This is a genomic window from Paenilisteria newyorkensis (genome assembly GCF_000766145.1).
Classification (GTDB): Bacteria; Bacillota; Bacilli; order Lactobacillales; family Listeriaceae; genus Listeria_A; species Listeria_A newyorkensis.
Map to the genome: position 1 here is coordinate 1 of NZ_JNFB01000024.1, position 20414 is coordinate 20414.

The 20414-nt window shown below is 38.0% G+C and carries 25 protein-coding genes; 3 read left to right on the forward strand and 22 right to left on the reverse strand.

Going from position 1 to position 20414, the window contains the following annotated elements; translation table 11 throughout:
• From EP58_RS09345 to EP58_RS09355, 3 genes are all read right to left on the reverse strand, one after another.
• Positions 1–1961, reverse strand: a 1961-nt coding sequence (locus tag EP58_RS09345; protein ID WP_036092838.1) for a toxin Cry1Ac domain D-VI-related protein, incomplete at its 3' end; no start/stop codon positions are given.
• 263 nt (positions 1962–2224) lie between these two features.
• Positions 2225–2941 carry a Crp/Fnr family transcriptional regulator gene (locus EP58_RS09350; RefSeq protein WP_036092841.1) on the reverse strand — a complete coding sequence of 239 codons (717 nt, stop codon included), beginning with the start codon at positions 2939–2941 and terminating at the stop codon, positions 2225–2227.
• Positions 2942–3140: 199 nt separating this feature from the next.
• Positions 3141–3857 carry a Crp/Fnr family transcriptional regulator gene (locus EP58_RS09355; protein ID WP_036092844.1) on the reverse strand — a complete coding sequence of 239 codons (717 nt, stop codon included), beginning with the start codon at positions 3855–3857 and terminating at the stop codon, positions 3141–3143.
• A gap of 229 nt (positions 3858–4086) precedes the next feature.
• Between EP58_RS09355 and EP58_RS09360 the strand changes: the two genes are divergently transcribed.
• Complete coding sequence (locus EP58_RS09360) at positions 4087–5535, forward strand: AcpB/EbpR/MafR family transcriptional regulator (protein WP_036092850.1); 1449 nt, start codon at positions 4087–4089, stop codon at positions 5533–5535.
• A gap of 426 nt (positions 5536–5961) precedes the next feature.
• On the opposite strand, the gene EP58_RS09370 is transcribed toward EP58_RS09360, so the two are convergent.
• From EP58_RS09370 to EP58_RS09420, 11 genes are all read right to left on the reverse strand, one after another.
• On the reverse strand, positions 5962–6420 hold the full coding sequence (locus EP58_RS09370; RefSeq protein WP_036092853.1) for a helix-turn-helix domain-containing protein: 459 nt from the start codon (positions 6418–6420) through the stop codon (positions 5962–5964).
• Between the two features lie 343 nt (positions 6421–6763).
• The gene (locus tag EP58_RS09375; protein WP_036092855.1) at positions 6764–7336 is read right to left on the reverse strand and encodes a hypothetical protein; all 573 of its coding nucleotides are present in this window, start codon (positions 7334–7336) and stop codon (positions 6764–6766) included.
• A 26-nt stretch (positions 7337–7362) separates the two neighbouring features.
• Positions 7363–8598, reverse strand: coding sequence for an IS3 family transposase (locus tag EP58_RS09380; protein WP_036092858.1), 1236 nt, complete (start codon positions 8596–8598; stop codon positions 7363–7365).
• 30 nt (positions 8599–8628) lie between these two features.
• Entirely contained in the window at positions 8629–9024 is a 396-nt protein-coding gene (locus EP58_RS09385; protein WP_141087946.1) for a hypothetical protein, read from the reverse strand.
• Positions 9018–9647 carry an AcpB/EbpR/MafR family transcriptional regulator gene (locus EP58_RS09390; protein ID WP_036092862.1) on the reverse strand — a complete coding sequence of 210 codons (630 nt, stop codon included), beginning with the start codon at positions 9645–9647 and terminating at the stop codon, positions 9018–9020. The genes EP58_RS09385 and EP58_RS09390 overlap by 7 nt, the downstream gene beginning before the upstream one ends.
• Before the next feature lie 780 nt (positions 9648–10427).
• A complete protein-coding gene (locus tag EP58_RS09395; RefSeq protein ID WP_036092865.1) occupies positions 10428–10688 on the reverse strand; it encodes a metal-sensitive transcriptional regulator in 261 nt (86 codons plus the stop codon).
• Positions 10688–10984 carry a rhodanese-like domain-containing protein gene (locus EP58_RS09400; RefSeq protein WP_036092866.1) on the reverse strand — a complete coding sequence of 99 codons (297 nt, stop codon included), beginning with the start codon at positions 10982–10984 and terminating at the stop codon, positions 10688–10690. The genes EP58_RS09395 and EP58_RS09400 overlap by 1 nt, the downstream gene beginning before the upstream one ends.
• The gene (locus EP58_RS09405) at positions 10977–12635 is read right to left on the reverse strand and encodes an FAD-dependent oxidoreductase (protein ID WP_036092870.1); all 1659 of its coding nucleotides are present in this window, start codon (positions 12633–12635) and stop codon (positions 10977–10979) included. Before EP58_RS09405 ends, EP58_RS09400 begins: the two co-directional genes overlap by 8 nt.
• A 2-nt stretch (positions 12636–12637) precedes the next feature.
• The gene (locus tag EP58_RS09410; protein ID WP_036092875.1) at positions 12638–12952 is read right to left on the reverse strand and encodes a rhodanese-like domain-containing protein; all 315 of its coding nucleotides are present in this window, start codon (positions 12950–12952) and stop codon (positions 12638–12640) included.
• 586 nt (positions 12953–13538) lie between these two features.
• Entirely contained in the window at positions 13539–13928 is a 390-nt protein-coding gene (locus EP58_RS09415; protein ID WP_036092877.1) for a hypothetical protein, read from the reverse strand.
• A gap of 18 nt (positions 13929–13946) precedes the next feature.
• Positions 13947–14282 carry a DUF1433 domain-containing protein gene (locus EP58_RS09420; RefSeq protein WP_159106220.1) on the reverse strand — a complete coding sequence of 112 codons (336 nt, stop codon included), beginning with the start codon at positions 14280–14282 and terminating at the stop codon, positions 13947–13949.
• A gap of 134 nt (positions 14283–14416) precedes the next feature.
• Between EP58_RS09420 and EP58_RS09425 the strand changes: the two genes are divergently transcribed.
• Together EP58_RS09425 and EP58_RS09430 are read left to right on the forward strand one after the other, a co-directional pair.
• A complete protein-coding gene (locus EP58_RS09425; protein WP_052164795.1) occupies positions 14417–15592 on the forward strand; it encodes a Tle-like phospholipase domain-containing protein in 1176 nt (391 codons plus the stop codon).
• A gap of 24 nt (positions 15593–15616) precedes the next feature.
• Positions 15617–16006, forward strand: coding sequence for a hypothetical protein (locus EP58_RS09430; protein ID WP_036092882.1), 390 nt, complete (start codon positions 15617–15619; stop codon positions 16004–16006).
• Between the two features lie 41 nt (positions 16007–16047).
• Here EP58_RS09430 and EP58_RS09435 read toward each other — a convergent pair whose 3' ends face one another.
• From EP58_RS09435 to EP58_RS09470, 8 genes are all read right to left on the reverse strand, one after another.
• A complete protein-coding gene (locus tag EP58_RS09435; RefSeq protein WP_036092884.1) occupies positions 16048–16335 on the reverse strand; it encodes a hypothetical protein in 288 nt (95 codons plus the stop codon).
• Positions 16332–16544, reverse strand: a complete 213-nt coding sequence (locus EP58_RS09440; RefSeq protein WP_036092887.1) for a hypothetical protein — start codon at positions 16542–16544, stop codon at positions 16332–16334. Before EP58_RS09440 ends, EP58_RS09435 begins: the two co-directional genes overlap by 4 nt.
• Positions 16541–16789 carry a hypothetical protein gene (locus tag EP58_RS09445; RefSeq protein ID WP_036092889.1) on the reverse strand — a complete coding sequence of 83 codons (249 nt, stop codon included), beginning with the start codon at positions 16787–16789 and terminating at the stop codon, positions 16541–16543. The genes EP58_RS09440 and EP58_RS09445 overlap by 4 nt, the downstream gene beginning before the upstream one ends.
• A 353-nt stretch (positions 16790–17142) precedes the next feature.
• A complete protein-coding gene (locus tag EP58_RS09450; protein WP_036092891.1) occupies positions 17143–17754 on the reverse strand; it encodes a thermonuclease family protein in 612 nt (203 codons plus the stop codon).
• Between the two features lie 69 nt (positions 17755–17823).
• Positions 17824–18234: a homing endonuclease associated repeat-containing protein gene (locus tag EP58_RS09455; RefSeq protein WP_036092895.1), complete on the reverse strand. Its 411-nt coding sequence runs from the start codon at positions 18232–18234 to the stop codon at positions 17824–17826.
• A gap of 23 nt (positions 18235–18257) precedes the next feature.
• A complete protein-coding gene (locus EP58_RS09460) occupies positions 18258–19439 on the reverse strand; it encodes a HEPN domain-containing protein (protein WP_141087945.1) in 1182 nt (393 codons plus the stop codon).
• Positions 19440–19467: 28 nt separating this feature from the next.
• The gene (locus EP58_RS09465; protein ID WP_036092901.1) at positions 19468–20022 is read right to left on the reverse strand and encodes a recombinase family protein; all 555 of its coding nucleotides are present in this window, start codon (positions 20020–20022) and stop codon (positions 19468–19470) included.
• Positions 20019–20303 (reverse strand): hypothetical protein, encoded by a 285-nt coding sequence (locus EP58_RS09470; protein WP_036092906.1) that lies wholly within the window; start codon positions 20301–20303, stop codon positions 20019–20021. Before EP58_RS09470 ends, EP58_RS09465 begins: the two co-directional genes overlap by 4 nt.
• Positions 20304–20414: the final 111 nt, after the last annotated feature.

The window sequence follows — 20414 nt, forward strand, 5'->3', positions numbered from 1 at the left end:
GTAGTTGCTAAGCGCTCCGCTAGTTGTTGTTTCGCTTTCTCTAAATCGGCTTGTAAGGCTGCTTTTTTATCCGCATCTGTCACTTGGTTGATGAGGTTTTGGGCAATGGCGATGTCTTCTTGCGTGATTCCCGTTAGAATATCACCTTTCGGGTTGTTGTTTTCGAATAGGTTGTTGACTGCTTCGCGGGCTTTATCTTGCGCTTCTTTTTCGGCTTGCGCTTGGGCTTCTTTATCCGCTAGTTGTGCTTTTGCTTTATCCAAATCGGCTTGTAGGACTACTTTTTTATTCGCATCCATTACTTGGTTGATAAGATTTTGGGCTGTCGTGATGTCTGCTTGCGTGATGCCTGTTGTGATCGTGCCATTTGGGTCTTTGTTTTCAAACAAGTTGTTGACTGCTTCACGCGCTTTATCTTGCGCTTCTTTTTCAGCTTGTGCTTGTGCTTCTTTTTCTGCTAGTTGTGTTTTTGCCTTCTCTAAATCGGCTTGTAGGCCTGCTTTTTTATCCGCATCGGTTACTTGATTGATGAGGGTTTGCGCATTCGTGATGTCTGCTTGCGTGATGCCTGTTGTGATTGTGCCATTTGGGTCTTTGTTTTCAAACAAGTTGTTGACTGCTTCACGCGCTTTATCTTGCGCTTCTTTTTCGGCTTGTGCTTGTGCTTCTTTTTCTGCTAGTTGTGTTTTTGCCTTCTCTAAATCGGCTTGTAGGGCTTCTTTTTTATCCGCATCCGTTACTTGATCGATGAGGGTTTGCGCATTCGTGATGTCTGCTTGCGTGATGCCTGTTGTGATCGTGCCATTTGGGTCTTTGTTTTCAAACAAGTTGTTGACGGCTTCACGCGCTTTATCTTGCGCTTCTTTTTCGACTTGTGCTTGCGCTTCTTTGTCCGCTAGTTGTGTTTTTGCCTTCTCTAAATCGGCTTGTAGGCCTGCTTTTTTATCCGTATCCGTTACTTGATTGATGAGAGTTTGCGCATTCGTGATGTCTGCTTGTGTGATGCCTGTTGTGATCGTGCCATTTGGGTCTTTGTTTTCAAACAAGTTGTTGACGGCTTCACGCGCTTTCTCTTCCGCTTCTTTTTCTGCCTGTGCCTTCGCGACTTTATCTGCTAGTTGTGCTTTGGCTTTGTCTAAATCGGCTTGTAGCTCTGCCTTTTTCGTTACATCTACTACTTGATCCACTAGATTTTGGGCATTCGCAATGCTGTCTTCTGTAACAGCCGATGTAATATTGCCTTGTGGGTTTTTGTTTTCAAACAAGTTGTTGACGGCTTCACGCGCTGTGTTTTGTGTAGCGACATCGTCTTTGGCCACTTGTGCATCGGATTTTACCATACTGATATTCGAATACCTAACCTCATTTATTGTCCCTTTTTCTCCATATGCTCCGAAACCAATAAAAGTAGTTTTTTGGGTCGCTTTAAATGTGACACTCATTGTTCCGGTGTTTGCTTTCTTATTAGTATTTACTAGGTTTGCCACAGGGCTTTCATTATAAATTTGAATAGAAGCAAGTGTTGAGCCTTGTACTATGTCAAAATCTGTAGAGACAGTGTACTCTTTTCCAATTTCTGTGGCAACAGGTTGTCCGATTGCTGGGTTTGAAGAGACATAAGCAAAGTTTTTCAAGTCGTTTTTCAGCGTAATGGCTGTATCTTTCTCTACAGCCAAACTAACAATGTTCTTACTGGTTTCCACTTTACTAAATACATTACTTGCTTCATTCCATGTCCATGCGTTTGTAGTTGCTACGGAATTCCAGTTTAATTTATACTTTCCATCCGCTAGCTTCGTCATCTCCGTAGAAATTTTGAATAGGTTTGGGTTAGTTACATTGTTGCTGTTTGCTTGTTCCGATGCTGCGGCAGGTGTTGCCAAGACATTAAATGGCGTTACCACACTTGTTCCGATAATCGATGTTAAAGCAACCACACTCATTAATTTTTTCATTTTCATTTTTCATTCCTTCTTTCTTTTTTTTATTTGTTGGCTTACCTTTATTTTAGCAGGATTTTGTGCTGCATCTGTCTTTCTATAACAAATTCATTTTCTTTGTCAATTCTTTAGAGAAATAGTGCGTCTGTTGCGATTATTCATGGACGAATACAATCACTCCTCTTTCTTTTCTAGGTCACTGCTTGGTACAAAATTAATAGTAACAGGGTTTCTCAACCGCATTTTCCACATTTCTAGAATGGCTTCCCCCTATTTGTTACTATTTATTGAACATCCAATTTTTCTTGTAATTTATAGGTATCAAAATATATCATTCGTTTTGTCGAAATGAGTATCTCTTCTGCTTGCAGTTTTTGGAGGATGTTCGTGACCGTGTTGGGGTTAAGGTTGGTGTATTGCGCGAGCATGCCTTTACTGATTTGGGTGGGGAAACAGATGGTATCTGGGTCACCTTGCGTCGATTGCCCGAATTTTTCTCCGAGTTTCAAAATAGCGCGGCTGATGCGTTCTTCGGAGGGAAGTCGTAATAATTCTTCTTTTTCCATCATCCGTGCGACTTGGTTTTGCATGTGTACATAATGATAAAAGTATCCTTCTTGCGTATTCATCACTTTATCAATCACATCTGCCTTCGCGTATGTTAGGGCAGTCAACTCCTTGGAAATGACTTGGTAAACATAGTCAGATGGACTGCCTAGTAACAAATTGCTCAATCCAATAATATCCTGTGGTCCCAAGAAGTCGATGATATTTTCCTCATCCTTCATGGCCATCAAGTACCCCGACTCAATGAAAAGGATATCATCTACTTCATCATCCTCCACTAATAACATATCGCCTTTTCGATATTTCTTACGTCTCCCTTCCACTGGAAAAATCGTATCTTCCTCTAAAAAAAATTGGAATTTTTCTTCACTAAACTGCTTTTCTATATAGCGTTGATTATACAAAAGGCTCATCATCTCTAATTTCTGTTTCATATGTTTTGTCCTCCTTCAACTATGTGGTATGATTGGTTTTCCTTTGCCTACTTATACTTTACCAGCTAATCGGACAATAGTTTCATTTTTCTAAAAAAATGAAACATTTTTTCATTTTCTTTGATAAGTGCTTGTGTGTTTGGTAAGGAAAAGCGTTTTACAAAAGGCAGTAGTATCTTCCTAAGACAATGTGTTATTATCAAAACATATGGGCTATTTTCGCCTTCAATATAGAAATATCCACATAAAGTCCTTTTTGATTTCTCGATAATATATTTTCTTGGTGTAACTTTTGAAGAACGTTGGTAATTGTATTGGGGTTTAGATTTGTATACCTTGCAAGCAATCCTTTATTGATGGATTTCGGAAATCTGAAAATAGTGGATGATACTATCCTCTCACCATATCTTTCGGATAATATAATAAGGGCTGACCCCACCCTCTCTTCAGCGTTTAATCGTAATAACTGTTCTCTTCTTACTATTTGTTTGAAACGATCTTGCATATATACATAGTGATATAAATAGCCTTCTTGTGTGTTAAATAGCTTCTTTATAACATCCTCTTTTTTATATTTCATTACCTTGACCTTATCTGAAATTACTTCGAACGAATAAGAAGATTGGCTTTCCATTGTTAGATTCTCTAAGCCAATAATATCTTGACTTCCATAAAGGTAGGGAGTTCGCATTTTTCCTTTAGAAGCAATAATACACCCAGATAAAATAAAAAAAACCTCTTCTATGCTTTCCGATTCCTTTATCATGTGCTCATATCTTTCGTACTGTTTGATCATTCCTTCGATAGGATACATATGCTCCTCTTTTAAACACTGTAGAAGCCTTTCTGTGCTAAATTCCTTTTCTACAACGCTCGCATTATATAAATAGTTCATCTCAGCTACTTGTTTATTCATTCGTTATTCTCACTTTCTTTTTGATTATAGTCTTTTTTTATAATTATAATACCGATCGTAACATGAGATATTACCTTTGTTTTCTAAATTTATGGATTTTTAAATACAGAAGTGTTGCAAACTTTTGAACTCCTATTTTTTGTAGCGCGTTAAGTATTTTATCATTTGCACTTTTTTTGTGCTTATTTTATCATGAATGTATAGAGGTAAGGAATGGAGGGGCTTTATAATGAAAGATATTATTACAGCATCTGATTATCGGAAGTTAAAAATGCTCAACATACTATTTTTTGCAGAAAAACCACTGAGTAAAAAAGAATTAACTGCAGCTGTGGAGTGCTCATTAAATACGTTAAAAGCTGATGTAAAACTATTCAATTCTACCTGTCCTATGGAAATGGCTCACATCTATGAAGAAGATAAGCGTCTATTTTTAAAAACAGCTCCTGATATCAATTTTGATTTTTTGCAAGCTTATATGATTACTCATAGTGATTTATTTGTACTCTCTGTATCCATCTTTCATAATGATAAATTGACTATACCGGAATGGGCGGAAAAAAACTTTATTAGCCCTGCTTCGTTTTATTTGAAGCTAAAAGAGATTGATACTTTCTTGGCTCGCAGTAGGCTTATATTAAAGAATAAGCCTCTACAAATTGAAGGAAATGAGATTAACATTCGCTTTTATTTTTCCCATCTCTTTATCAGAAGTCATCCTTATTCCGGCTGGATCAGTGAGGAAATTAGCTTTGAGCAAATCAATAGCTTTATTCAAAAATTTGAAGCACATATGGGCGTCTTTTTTTCAATCAGTTCACGAATGGAGTATGCAATCGCCATATGCGTTTGTTTAACGAGAATAAAACAAGGTTATGCAGCAGAACTAAGCCCTGTCGAAAAAAGCACCATTGATGATATTTATAAATACTATCATGCTGAAAACATTGATTTTAATGATTTAGATGCTTTTTTAGACGAACCTATGAGCTTAATCGAACGGTATACTATTCTAAATATTAGTTTCTTATGCTCGTTCACGGATATCAGTCTTGATCGAATAAAATTTCGCATTGATTATCATAAAAAATTCAGAAAACAGCGCTTCGCCTTAGCTGAGGACATTCTCACTTTGCTAGATGGTCGCATACAGGAATACGATACAATAAAGTTAGCTATCCTAGACTATTTAACTCGCTTCACATTTGTGAAAAAGACAAATCTTATTTTAGATGTGGACCATTTCTCTAAAAAATTCTATCCTGACGTGATTACAATGGAGATGATTATGCAAAAACTTCAAAAATATGAGCGCCATCCCGACTACCTTTTCGTTCGTGATAATAAAAAAGTGATTTCAACCTATTTACACGATTTATTTAATGTTTCTCTTATGAATGAATTGTTCACGCGGCGCTTACATGTGAAAGTTATTTCAAAAAGTGGTTTTTTGTGGGAAGAATATCTGAAAGGACAGATTCGCCAACATTACTCGGAGGAATATCTCATTTTTTGTGAAGAGCTCGATCCAAAAGAACATATGCCGCAATATGACTTAATTATTAGCGACTCACATGTCGAATTACCCTCCAAAACAAAGGTATTAGTTTGGCATGTACCGCCAACAAAGCGAGATTTCAGTCAATTAGGCGAAATTATTGAAGCGAGGAAAGTGTAAAAATAAGCAAGCGGAGAGCGAGGATATCGATGGCTCCGCTTGCTTATTTTATTGAAAAATTAAATCGGCCTTTTTTAGTAAGCGGGGTCTCTGTAGCAGGGGTAGAACCAGCATCTCCGAGCAAATCTTATACTTCGCAATATTCCGACTATAATGATTTGAATTTCTCTACGCTTGAGCTTCTTGTACACACTAGCGGTCACAATAGATCTGGCAGGACTCGAACCTGAGACCGGGCGGTTATGAGCCGTCTGCTCTAACCAACGACGCTACAGATCCACACAAAAGAAGTAACCGCCCATTGGTATAAACGGTTACTTCAAAGGAAGCGATACCCATTCTTTCTCGGTTTTCGGTAAGGAATATGGTGTTTTTCCATCCTCTTTTTCATAGTAGCTTCCGATACGCCAAAATGCTTGGCCACTTTTAAAATAGATAAATCTGGATGTGCCACCACAAAGGCAGGTACAGAAGATGATACTGTTTAATATATTTCATGACCGTCTCTCGGGACACCTGCAAATGCGCTGCTATTTCCTGATGTGTCCACTCTGTATGCTTCGCGAGACATAGCGCTAATTCCCTTGCCTCCAATAACCCCTTCTTCTTTCGCTTCCGCTGATATGGAAGGCTATGTTTTCGGATCAATCGCCCAACATACGACACCGATAGATGAAAATCGTCGGCTATCTCTTGCTGCGTCTTATAAGGATACTTTTCCATATGCGCGCTCATTTGTTGGATAACCCGCTCATCTACTTTACGCGTTTCTTGGACTTCAATAGCGTAAGCCTCTATAATTCGAAGAAATGTCTGTTTCGCTATGGGTTTCTCACTGGCATTTTCTAAGATGTGAGACATGGTTGCATCTGGATTTTTCTTCACCTAGGCCTGAATAGCTTCCGCCAGCTTCTCCTCTTTCTGTTTTCTAAAAGTAAGACGCTCGTGATAAAGCACTTCATTCGCTTTGATGATGGCATCCATACGATACCTTGTCATCTTATATTTTTTTGCTAGTTCCACCACCGATTTTCAGGATGAGCACGGATATACGCTTCCATCCCAGCTGCTGTATCTGTATCATTTGTCATCCTGTTACTCCTTTACCACTTAATAAAATAATAGTACACTCTATTTATCAGCATATTTCAGCGTGCCTAACTTACTCGAAGATGCTGGTTCTACTCTCCATATAAATTTTGTTCGGAAAAGGTGGCCATTACAGATTCTATCCTTCAAAATCAGAAATATATTGCGAAACTTTATCCCAGTCTTTGGTAGTGGGTTGTCTAGAACAGGTGTAAGTAGGACAGTCGAAATGTTCGTAGTTATCTTTATAGTTTTTGACTAAAATATCGACTTTAAAACGCCTAATATATGCATTGTCAATTCTTTGATTGGATAAGAATGTTATTTTGGTATGGCTCGTTTCTAATATATTTCTTGCGTAAATTTGCAGATAGTTCAAGTACGCTGTTTTTCCATCCAAAGAGAATAGGACGTGTGTTTTAGCTGTATTTCCACTGTTTTTTTTCGAGATTTTGACATTCTCAAGGTAAAGGGTGAACATCGTCAAATTTACAATGATATCATCTAAATATTTAAGTCGTTTAAGTGCAGCCACCTTACTATTTTTTATGATTTCATACCAACCCGCCATCATATTACCATGATTTTTTTGAATGGAACTATTAATTTCAAAAAAGTTTTTTTGGAAAAGAGGAGATATTTTGCTCAATAATATGATATTGCGTAAATAAAAGACAAAAATACTCAAGGCTTTTTCTAAAGTGGTACCCATGTCAAGGACACTTGTAAAAAAAAGAATTAAGCACTTGCTAAAAGATGGTTTCTGTATTGTACAGGAGCCATCTTTTTGAGATTCCACTGATAGCGATAGTTATTATAGTAAATCATGTAATAATCTATTTTTGATTTCAGAGACGCTAGGGTATCAAAGGAGCGAGAATCGATGTCATCTTTGAAATGACCAAAGAAGGACTCCTGCGGAGCGTTATCCCAGCAGTTTCCTCTGCGAGACATAGACTGGCCTAAGTGGTATTTTTTTAAAAGTTTTTGATAGATAGGGCTTGTATAATGGCTCCCTTGATCGGAATGAATAAAGGCTTCTTTGTGTAAGTGGTGCTTCCGTTTTTTAAGTTTTTTAATCGTCTGTATCGCAATGTCTAATGTGATTCTATCTGATATGTGATAGGCTAAGATTTCATTGGTGGAGCCGTCTTTAATGGTTGATAAATAAGCCATTTGACGCTCACCATAGGGTAGATAAGTAATATCTGTGAGTAGAACCTTCCCAGGAATAGCTTGCTTAAATTGGCGTTTCAATTTATTTGAAATGACGCGATGTTCTTGGGTTGCCTTCGCGATTCGTTTATAAGGATTCGGTTTACGATGTGGGCAAACGATGTCGTACTTCCGCATAATCCTACGGATTTTCTTACGGCTGTAAATGATGCCAAATTCATTTTCTAACACCATTTTGATACTCCTAGCTCCCTTTTTGAAACCGCGGCGATGGAAAGCTTTCAATATGATATCACGCGATGCTTCGTCTTGCTTTTCTCGCTGTGTTCGATTCGTTTGACACTGCACATGCCGGTAGTAGCCTGACCTAGACACCTCTAATAAGCCACAGAAATAGCTAACGTAACGCGTGAAATTTTCATCAGAGACCAGTGTTTGAATCCATTGGAATTTCATATCCGTTGTTAATTTATTTTTTCTTGTGAAGCACCTTCCTTCTATCTTCTCGAGCTTTTTTTGAGCGCCTTTACGATTGTCCATCAAACCAACAACACTGTCTTTTTCATAGGCATTTTTCCAGCGACTTGCACATTGTTCTACGCGATTCATGCCTAGGATGGCGACATCAAAATGATGGGCTTCAAATATCGCACGTGGCAATTCTCCTGCTAAATAACGTTCCACAAAGATACGCTTGAAAGCGTCAGCGTATGTGATGGCACGCGGGGAGACGTTTCTTACATTGGGATTTTGTTGTAGCTTTTGGATTTCGGCGTTTGAGAATAGTTTTTTGCTCATGATTCCTTCCTTTCTGGCGGAGTTATTGCTTTATTTGAGTATACAAAAAATACCTATAGAATGCACTTCTTTTTTTGAAGTGTCCATTCTATAGGTACCATTGTATTCTGTAGGTTCTTCTAATTCATTGTCGATAAAATATGTTTTAACGAGAGAAAATAAACTTTTAATTAACTTTTTATCGTCGTAATCGATGACACGAGCGGAAAATTCCTCTGTATACACATAATTGTCTAATAAAACAAAGTCTAAAAAGAGAATTTCATTCTTCGTTATCTCTTCGTCAGAAGAAGGCACAAGTTCTAATACTTCGAAAGCCAATTTTTCGATGGCTTCGTATGTCATGGGCAACTCCTTTTTCTGTAATTGTGCGGTATTACTAATTTTAATATTTTGGCGCAGCTCCAAGCGTTTTGTAATTACCATAATCCAATACAATACAATACACTACGATGACAAACATGCCCTTCCAGCTCACTATGTTCCATAATATATTGAAAGCTTATTTCAAATAGTTCGGCTGTTTTTCTGTTGGGTCTGAAATTTTGAGAAATATCGTCCATACTATAAAAGAAATAATGAAAGAAATACCGAATTTCCACTTCACGCCCTTCTAGTGACACAGGTGAGAACTGCAATTTTAAATTAAAACTGGCTAAAATCTCCTTTAAATGATTTAAATGCCGATATAATGTGGATGTAGAAATATATAGTTCATCACTCCATTCGTCCACACTCAGATACTTTCCTTCAAAGATACTTTTAATGATGATAAAAAGCGGAGATTTTTCAGCAAATTCAGCTAAAACGAAGGAAACTAGCTCATTGTCTGTTATTTCTACCTTCGCAGCAGAATGTCTAATAATTAAATTTTCTTCCATACTAGCTATTTCTTTCAAATCTCTTTTTAAGGTTCGTAATGATGTATTTAGGGAATCAGAAATTTCCTCCAGCGTAATGGCATACCTAGCCTTTGCGATCTTCTCAATTAACAAAATTTGGCGATGTACTTTTTTATCAGCTATTAAACTTAAACAAAAATGGTTCATACGCGACCTCCTTTTTAGATGATGCGCGTTGCCTATCTTTCTTATCTGACATAGGTTTATTCGTGAACTACAACATAAATTTTACCTATTAATGATAGTGAAAGGTGACTACTTGTAGCTCCTTAAGTTTCACAAGGCCTTGTTTCTTCTTAGGTCTTATTTAGTACTTAATAGATACCCCAATTTTTTGATTTTTAGTACGCTGATTCGAACTATTGATAAATTTTTATAATATATCCGTTTATCAATTGATAAATAAGTGACATAAAGTTATATAAATACAATCAAAATCTCCAAGTAATTCGGACATTACGAAATGAGGCTGAGACAAAACTAAAATTCAGTGTCAAAAGTATGAAACTAGAAAAGCAGGAATCGTTGTATAGAGCTATTTTCAAAAATGGTATACACAAGATTCCTGCTTATTTTTCATTTTTGAGACCCTTTTGTCTCAGCCTCATCCTCGGATACGAAATTGCATATAAGGATTCCAAGCGCATAGCCTTGTTTTATATCGGTAAGATCTGATTCAAATTACAAAGCAATTATTCGTCATCTATAAAGGTTTCCATTGCGTGCTCGATACCACCATAAGTTATTTGTTTTATATCTCACCAGTAAAACTATGGGCCAATCAAATAAATCCAGAAAAGAAGCACTCAATCTTTATTACTCGTAATCCTGATACACAGATGAGCAAGTAAAAAATTAATGTATTATTATTTACCCAAAAGGGCGCTATATCATCAACCTAGATTAATGTGCACCCCTTTATTGATCCTATCTCTTGACAATTAATTGTATAGCCTGTTCCAATTTTTTTGTTTGGTTTTCTATACTTTCCTCCGGATTCTCAAAACAATTTTTCAAGTTTTCAGCAACAATTGTGCCCATAATACGATCTACACTTGCTCGCACAGCGCTTAATTGCATGATAACCTCTTGACATTCTTTACCTTCTTCTATCATTTTCTGAACACCACGGAGTTGCCCCTCTGCTCTTTTTAAACGATTACAAACCTGCTTGTCACACGTAGACATTATATTAAATCCCCCTTCCAAGAGGTCATACCACCAATTACATTCGTGACATTGAATCCTTGATGACTAAGAAAAGTACATGCTGTTGCGGAACGTCCACCCGAATGGCAAATCACATAATAGGCTTCCGTCTTATCTAGTATCTCAAAGATATCTGGCAGCCTACTCAGTGGTAAATTTTGCGCACTAGGGATATGGCCGCTTTGAAATTCATCCACTTCTCGGACATCTAGGATAGACAAACGATTGTTTTTTTCACGTTGATAAAAGTCAGCCATAAAAATCGACTCATACATGTAGAATCCCCTCCGGTTTTACAGTATTATATAAGGCAAATGCCCCATCTAGGTTTTGAATACTAAAGCCGTTTTGCTTTAATAAACGCTCGCCAATGTAGCTTCGTAAGCCACTATGGCACGTTATAATATATTCCTTTTGAATATCTAATTCATCGATGCGATGGCGCAAATCATCTAACGGAATATGAATCGCATTTTCAAATGTGCCATGATTCACCAACTCGCTATTATTCCGAACATCGAGTATGGTTTTACCTGATGCTATTGCTTGTTCTAGTTCATACCATTGAATATTATGGCTTAATCCCTCAGCTAAATTCATAGCTGCATAGCCAATCATATTTACAGGATCTTTGGCAGCACCAAATGGCGGTGCATACGTAAATTCTAACTCTGGTAAATCAAAAATAGTTAAACCTGCTTTTATAGCGGTAGCCAAAATATCGATGCGCTTGTCCACTCCTTTGGCACCAACACCTTGAGCACCGTAAATAGCCCCGTTTTTGGCATTGAAAACTAGTTTTAGTGTGATATCAGTAGCACCAGGGTAGTAGTTTGCGTGATCCTTGCCAGAAGTGTGCACAATACTGACATCTAAACCAGCTTGTCTCGCAGCACGTTCACTCAGCCCAGTAGAAGCTGCGCTAATACCAAAAACGCGTACGATAGCTGTTCCAATACTGCCCTTATTATGACGCTCCAGGCCAGCAATAACATCTGCAACTTGTCTACCTTGACGATTTGCTGGTGATGCCAGTGAGATGAACGCATCTTCACCAGTAATTTGCTGTTTGACTACAATGGCATCGCCTACAGCATATATATCTGGTAAGTTAGTTCGATAATGGGTATCTACTGAAATACCACCACGGTAACCTAATTCAATTCCAGCTTGTTGAGCAAGTGTATTTTCCGGTTGTACGCCAACCGATAGAATGGTGATATCTGATTTTAAGATAGAAGCATCTTCTAATATGATATCCTGTCCCTCATTTTTAAAAGCTACGGCGGATTGAGAAGTAATGACTTTTACACCATTCCGGATTAATTCATTTCTAACATACGCCGCCATTTCTTCATCTAAAGTGGGCAATACATGTGGTGCTTTTTCAATAATCGTTACATGTATCCCTTTTTTACGTAAATTCTCGGCCATTTCTAGACCAATAAACCCAGCACCAATGACAGTAGCTTGTTTTGGATTTTTTTCGCCTAGGTGTCCCATAATCTGATCTAAATCAGGCACATTTCTTAGTGTAAAAACATTTCTTGCATGTTCTAATCCCTCTATGTTTGGTACAAAAGGTTTTGCTCCTGGTGATAAAATTAATTGATCATACTGTTCTATAAAATCTTCATCTTCATGCCTAATAGTTATCGTCTTATTCTCTGAGTGAATCGCAATTACCTCATGAAAAGGACGTACATCCAATCCAAACCTAGCTTTTAACGTTTCAGGTGTTTGAACAAGTAAATCGTCTCGTTGGCTAATCTCACCTGAAACATAATATGGTAGTCCGCAATTGGCGAAAGATACAAAAGGCCCTTTTTCTAACACAATGATTTCAGCATCTTCCATCAAACGACGCAGACGAGTTGCCGCAGACATCCCTCCAGCAACACCACCCACAATAATAATTTTTGACATAATCAGTTTCCTCCTTTAATAGGTCCGTGCCAATGATTCATACCACCACCAACATTTATAACGTTGTAGCCCTTTTTGGTTAGCTTACGAAAGGCCTGCTTGCTTCGTACACCTGATTGGCAAATGACAAAAATGGTAGTCTCTTTTTTCTGTTCATAATGGGATATCCTATTCAGGGGGACGTTCTTCGCATTTTTTATATGTCCCCGTTTGTATTCCAATGGGCTTCTAACATCTAATAAAATAGTGTTCTTATCTAGTTTTCCCTGCAATTCTCGTATTGAAATCGTTGGTATCTTTTTGAATAAACAAAACATACAATAGCTCCTTTCTTCTAAATAAAAATATACCCTTAGGGGTATATTAAACTATATAAAGACTCCTAAGTCAATAGATTTGTCTTCTAGTCACCCCACGATTACCTAGTTCAAAAGAAATGATAGAGATTCCCAGACGAATGCTAGTTATTTTATGGTGACTAGTAAGGCAAGAACCAGCATCTCCGAGTAAATCGTAAATCACGAAATATTATGATAATAAAAACGTTGTTAGTATGCCTCTATAGCATCGCTGGTAAGTACTACCTAGCAATGAATGGAGCCGACTATAGTAGGAGTCTTCTTGAATTTCAGTAGGTTTTAAGATCGTTAGATACACTTGTTTTTGAATACAAATTCAGTAGGAAACAGCTTGTTTCGGTACTTGATGCTCTTATCTCGTTGTTTGAAAATTATGAAATGTCCTATTTACTCGGAGATGCTGGTTCTGCGCCTAAAAAGAACCATCTTTCGTGCTCGTTCCTGTGTCGATTTAGCCAGTACATTACCAACAACAAACATTTTAGATGCGTTAGAATGACCCTATACAACGCAAAAAGCCAGCATATCTGCTGACTCTTTCTGATTAATTATTCTTGGCCAAGAATTTGGTTAGCTCATAGCGTACTTTAGCAATCTGCTGTTTTCTTTGTTCATTCGTCATCTCCAACTTCTCACAGACCCTCTTACTGGAGTAAACCCGATCAGGTCCATAAATAGTCATGACAAGTTGCCGATTTGACTCCGTTAAATAAGATAAAAACAGATTCACTTGTTGCTTCCTCACGACTTCTTTAAATAGCAACAGTAATTTGGGGTACAAGAAAAAAGATGCTTCGTCTTCCTCTAACAAGTAATTAAAATGCTGATGCATATCATGTCTTTCCGCATATTGGCTCGCTTTATGTAGAAAATCCATACTCACTACATCATCCACAGATCCACCACCAAAGCCACCGGCATGAATATTAATCATGAATTATCCCTCCACCCATTACTGTTCTTTCTCTAACTTTTCAATTTCGGTAACGGTTAATGTTTCATGACCAGGAAGTTTTGTATGTGGAAAACGATCTCCCGTTGCATCCAGCGCCGTTTCAAAATGATCATCATAAATGCCAGCATCAAATGATAATTCCTTATCTCCGTTCACATATCCTAGGATGTGTGGTATTCCAGTCGGATTATAATCCACCTTTGTTAACGTGACAGATTTTATGTTTTCGTAGTTATAGACCAGGTACTTCTCAATCCTTGGTTTTTCTTCTGCCATGAGCTTTTTATCGGCTTCCAATGCTGCATTTTCTTTCTTGGTTACTTCTTGTTTCACAATTAGCGCTCCTCCTGTTATAGTTAGTAGTAAAATTATCCCAATACTTGCTATAATAATCTTTGTCTTTGTTTTCATCTAACCGCCCTTTTCCCATATATATCATATCATAAATTTGTACTGGAGGAATAATTTTGGCTAAAATAACAGAAGAACAATATTTTGGACTAGCAGATAAAATTTATCGTAATCAGTCACTACGTATCAATCCCATCAGGCCTTTGTCAGAGTTTAAAGAGAGCGATTTGTTACCCCTCACACTCGACGATAAATCGAAATGGATCACCATCGGGTCTATCGATAAAAAAAGTGGCATCCAAGCAGCTGCCGTCGTTCCCTATAAAGAATACATAGATGTATGTAGTGGAAAAACCAAAGAATTTACGAATATTGTCTTTACCTCTCGTGGTTCTGAAGATAAGGCTGATTGGTCAACAAACTTGACAGATTTACCAAAACACAAACTCCCAAAACAAGATAGCCAATTTAAGGAGTATGATAATTTCGTCAAAAACACCTTGTCCTCACATACCACGAAAGACTATTCTTTTACAGGACACAGCCTTGGTGGTGCTTTAGCACAGTATGAAGCTGTGAAACATACAAAGCCAGCAATTACATTTGCTGCCGCTCGATCGTTTAACAAATTGACTCCTGAAGAACAAGCCAAGGCAAAGAATGGCGACTACTTCCAATTGATTAAAGATTTCCGGCATACAGGAGATGCAGTTGGCCTATTGCCTCCAAATGCCTTTGTTTTTTACCAACAGTATTATTCTGCCAACGGTGCCGCTAGCGATCCAATTAATGCCCATTTAACGGAAGGTTTCCGTAAACAGTTTAGTAGCAACGGGACAACAAAATTAGCGATATCTCCAGATGAGATCAAAGCTCAGGCAGATATCATTAAAAGTGTTGCTACAGATATTGATCGTATGATCCGGCTGCTGGAAGATTTCCGGCGTTACGAAAGTGATGCTGTCAAAAAAATGATCTCAAAAGCCAATAATCAAACCTACGGTGGGGAATATGATCTATTGAACGAAAATGACGTCGATAATATCGTTCACGACCTCGCAGTAAGTCGTACAGAAGGCGTGTACCGTTTCCATGATGAAGAAATACTACATGACCTATTCAATAAACTACTGGAGAGACAGTATCACCTGCAGCAATTTGCACATGAAATTGGAACAGCTGGGCAACACATGCTACAGACAGATATCAATCTTGGCCACGATTTAGAGAACACAGTTGGAAGCCTTTTAGGAATAGCCGCTGGGAATGCTGCCAGCTATTTTAGTAAATAACACACGCATATTGGGGGAAACAAAATGGATCCATATCAATCCTTAAGAGAGATAGAAGCAAAAATTGCGGAAGCTTTAATCGATGGCGCCGATGCTACCATTGATGCTCTCAAGGCGCAAAAGACAGAATTTGAACGGCAACTGCAACTCGCAGCCTTAAAACGCCAGTTATTGCGTGATGCCAACGCGCTTGTCGAAGATGCTAAGCACATACTACACGGGAAAGAGACCATGTTTGATGATTGGGGACGAGCGCTTACTCGTTCCAAGAGCCAATTAGGCATTGCATTTGAAAGCAAGACCGGAGACGCTATCGGCTTACAATTTCAAGACGAGATTTCCAAGTTATGCAAGGATCGTGAAGAAGATTTCCAAGAGTTGAAGAAAAGTTGCAAGGTAAATATTCATCTATAATCTAACGAATAAAAGACGCTATAAAGTGGGTACGTACAACTTCACTGCGTCTTTTCTCTTTGGGGAAGACAATAGCATTCTTCTTTGATTTCAACGACTTTTCCACCAAGTTTGATGGCCGCTTTGTCAGCCATCTCTTTGAAAAAGAAAATATATGCCAAATCAATACGCACGTTTGGAACATGCGCTGGAATAAGAAAAATTGGTTTATTCGGATAATCGAGCCATTCCATAAAAATCTGGTGATCTACCACAACAATATACTGCCGTGGTACGGCCAATCCGCTCTCATCTTGTATGATTTCAATTTTCATACCGTCCTTCTTCATTGTTCACCCACCTCGCGCCATTTCCACAACCCTATGTCCATTCCTTGTTGTTTTTCTGCTACAGTAAAACTCTCAAAACGCGCACTAAACTTCGCTTTATCCAAAGTTGTTTCTTGGCCACTACTAATCGCCGTTTCATATACATATACATTTTCTTTCATATCGATAACAATAGCACGCCCAGATGGGTGCATACCAATCATTTTCATGTCTCAGCTTTCCCCCGTTTCGGCTTCGGCACCACTTTATTTCTTTCCAGGTAGCATAACGGATTCCCTTGCTGTGTGCGAATCATCAGCGAGCTCTTTTTTGTGTCCATCGCCTCGACATAAACCATACCGTGATTGGATATAGCTAGTACCAACATACGTAAATCTTTTTTCACATCCCTATACCAGTAACCGTTTGCGGTCATCTGTTTTTCCAACGTCATAATATTTTCAAATGGGGTCATCTATTTTACCTCTCCTTGTTGATTGTATATGGTATTGTTCGCGTTTACAATCCATGCTATAATTAGTTTATTCATCCCTATATAACTCAACTCCCGTTATATAGTCCTAGCCTTTGATAGACTCAAAGGCTTTTTTTGCTTCTATTTCAGTCTACAATGTTTTGAAGGCAACGACAAGGTACAAAAAGACCTAAGATTGCCTCTACCGCCCAACAGCAAATCATGCTATAATGACCATGGTAGTACTTTTAACAACCCTTTTAAGTGCTACTCTTCATGTACAAACTCTGTACATAACATACACTGAAGATGCCTCTCACCGCGCTTGGTGACACGCATCTTCTTTTTTATCGTTACTTTCCAAACCCTCGATCTGTCACGTAACCTACCTTGCTCCAGATATTTTTCTTTGCGTGCTTCGCCTGTTTTTCCGCCGCCTTCAGCTGATTCAAATATTTCGTGTTCGGTGGATACACATAAGCTACGCGAGCAAAGCCTTCACGCACCATCATTTCATTGACGTTTTTTCCATCGGCGTAGAGATATGCCAACGTGCGATCATACCGATCCGTACGATCACCGACGTCATACTCCAGATAAAGTTGGTCCGCAGCATTTACTATTTGTTTCATCCTATCTGATGCCTCTATGGCAAATGGTTGCACTGCAACGCCTCTTTTCACACTCTCCGGTGTATCAATGAGTAATAATCGAACCGTTGTCACTTGCCCACTTTCAAGCTTTACAGCCACTGTATCGCCATCAACAGCATGATCTAATGTCACACGAACCGCATGTTTAGGTACCTCGATGGATATATCCTGGTCCTTTTGTTTCTCCCCAGTGACGGCCGTAACCAGTCCATCCCACGTTTCAGGAATGCTTCCGTTTACTTTCCCTGTCGTGAATGCTCCAGCAATCACAACAATGATGGCTATAAGTAGCCTTAACTTCCATTTTTTCAAACCAATCCACTCTTTTCTATTTTAATTTTTGGCAAAAGAAAAGATAGCACGAATGCGCTATCTCACTAGCTATTTATGATCATTCTTTGCTTCAGCATCCGTTAAAAAATCTTTCGGAATCTCCCAATTGCCGTTTGGTTTCTTAATCATCCCGGAAGCCTCCAAGAGCCCTGATAGTGTGCGAAAGTAATATTTGACTGTCTGTATATCCTCAAAATCTCGGCATCTGGGGACTCTTCCCCAAATGCGGTATATCTCCTTTACCTCACGTATGTACCTAGCTCGAATCTCTAGCCCTTCGTCTTCAGTAGCGTACAAGGTCAATCCAGCCATACGTAATGTATGTTCCCACGAGCCAAATCTGTCAACAGCAGTATATTTATAACGATACTCTGCTAAACCGGACGGTGGACGACCAATTTTTGTGGAGATCCGTTGAAGTTCTTCTATTAGAAATTCATCTGTATACTTTTTGGACAAATTGTTCACACTCTCCTTTTATATCATTTAACCACTTTTTCTATGAACCACTCATGTAATTCTTGCCCCTTTTGAAAGCTAGCGTATGGTTCCTCACAAAGAAGTTTAAAAATAATTTTTTTTACGATTGTTAATAGCTGTTCTATTTCGTATCTATCTATCTCCGTATCACGTCCATGAACTATGGCACTTCTCTTAGCATATATTGATTTTATAAAATCAAATATCTCTTTCTTATCCTCTCCTTCTGATACGATATAAGATGCTGTCAACCCTAAATTAAATACTATTCCTGGGCTAACTAAATCCCTCGACTGTACTTGCAATAAGCATTCCAAAGCATACACTAACTCTACTAACTTTCGCTTAAGATCGTATTCCTTTATCGATTTCCCTACCCATATAGATGCGTTGAAAATTTTATTCTCCATTTCTGTTTTTTTATCAACATTCAGTAAGCTAAGGCATTTCTGATTGTCTTCCATTTTAAAATGACTATCCTCAAAACTGACAAGTCTGTATGGCTTAGCCGTTGATCGAGTAGATGAACCTTTTTCCTTTGAATATATATCATATTGCGTATGCCTCCCAGTTGTTGTACCACTATTTATTTCAATTCGATGGTACTCTGGAGCTGGGGTTAACATCGTTAGAATATGTTCCAAATCATCAAATATTTTATATGCCTTTTCATACGCTAATTTTAAAGTGTATGAAGAAACCAATATCGACGCGTACATGGAGTTTTCTGTAGTATTTGGGTGAATATGTCCTTCCTCAAGCAAAGTTTTATTTAATAGTTTCTCCGAACTTATTCGTATATTACCAAGCATCATCTCGCTATCTGTGTATTCAAAACCATTAATAATACAATACACCCAAAAATTATTTTTCTTACGCTTTTTAATATCTATAATAAATTGATTTAAATCTTGAGTAACTTTATTCGAATCTTTTTCATACATCATGATATATTTCATTGTAACATCGCTAAATTCTTTAAAGTCTGCAAATTCCTTTATATTTTCCTTCCTGTATAAACTAGCTAGTTTATATGAAAAATATTTATCTAAATATGCAACTACCTGCCCCCCATTAATATCATCGATTATAGTAGTTCTAGCCGAACTGAAAGCAACATCGTCTATTTTATTCGATAACTCTATTGATTCCAGAACTTTCTCCATTTTTTCAACGTTTATCACTACTTTCGCCCCTATCATTTTATATCGTTTACTTTGATCTTTTTCTATTTGCACGAATCAGCGTACTTTTGGATATCCCAGTATTCTTCGCCACCTCTGTATAGGACATCTCTTTTAGTAATCCCAAGGCAAAATCAATTTGCGCTTTTGTAAATTTTTTCGGCCGCCCTTCCCGAAAATCAGGATTCAGCTTAGCCCTTTTCTTTCCTTCAGCCGTTCGCTCCAAAATCATATCCCTCTCAAATTCTGCAAAGGCAAAAAAGTTGGCCAAGATTAAGCGACCGGTTGGAGTGTTCTCAATAAGGCCCAAATTCAAGATATGCACTTTGATCCCTTGTTCAAATAAATTTTTTGTTGTGGTTAATCCTTCTACGGTGGAACGAGCAAACCGATCTAATCTCGTAACAACAAAAGTATCTCCTTCATTCAACTTAGAAAATAATAAATCCAGCTGCTTACGAGCCATTTTTGATCCAGTTACTTTCTCATGAAAAATCTCTTCACATCCCGCAGCTGTTAAAAGCTCGACCTGCGTTTCGTAATCTTGGCCAATTGTCGATACACGTGCATAGCCATAGATCATTCCTCTAATTCCCTCACTGTTGTACTTCCTTGGAACTTTGATAGTCCAAGCGAACGCACATCGGCCAAATCACCATCTGTTTGTAATTTCAACGCTCGTTCAAAACTTTCATCTGTTAACTGGGAAAGTTGGCCAGCGATCAACAACAACTCTTTTCTATAATTTTCTAGCTCTTCTTGCTTTTTGGATTTATGAATACCGTTCAAATTATTTTCCAACCTGATCAAATCCGAATGGATCTTACTTGCTAATTGCCGATGGTTCATATTGGTAAAATTCATGAAAAACACCCCTTACTTATGAACACGAGTTATGACACCGCTCGATGTACTGATTTTATCACAAAACGAAAACGGTGTCAAAACTTATAAGTTTTGACACCGTTGAGGAAA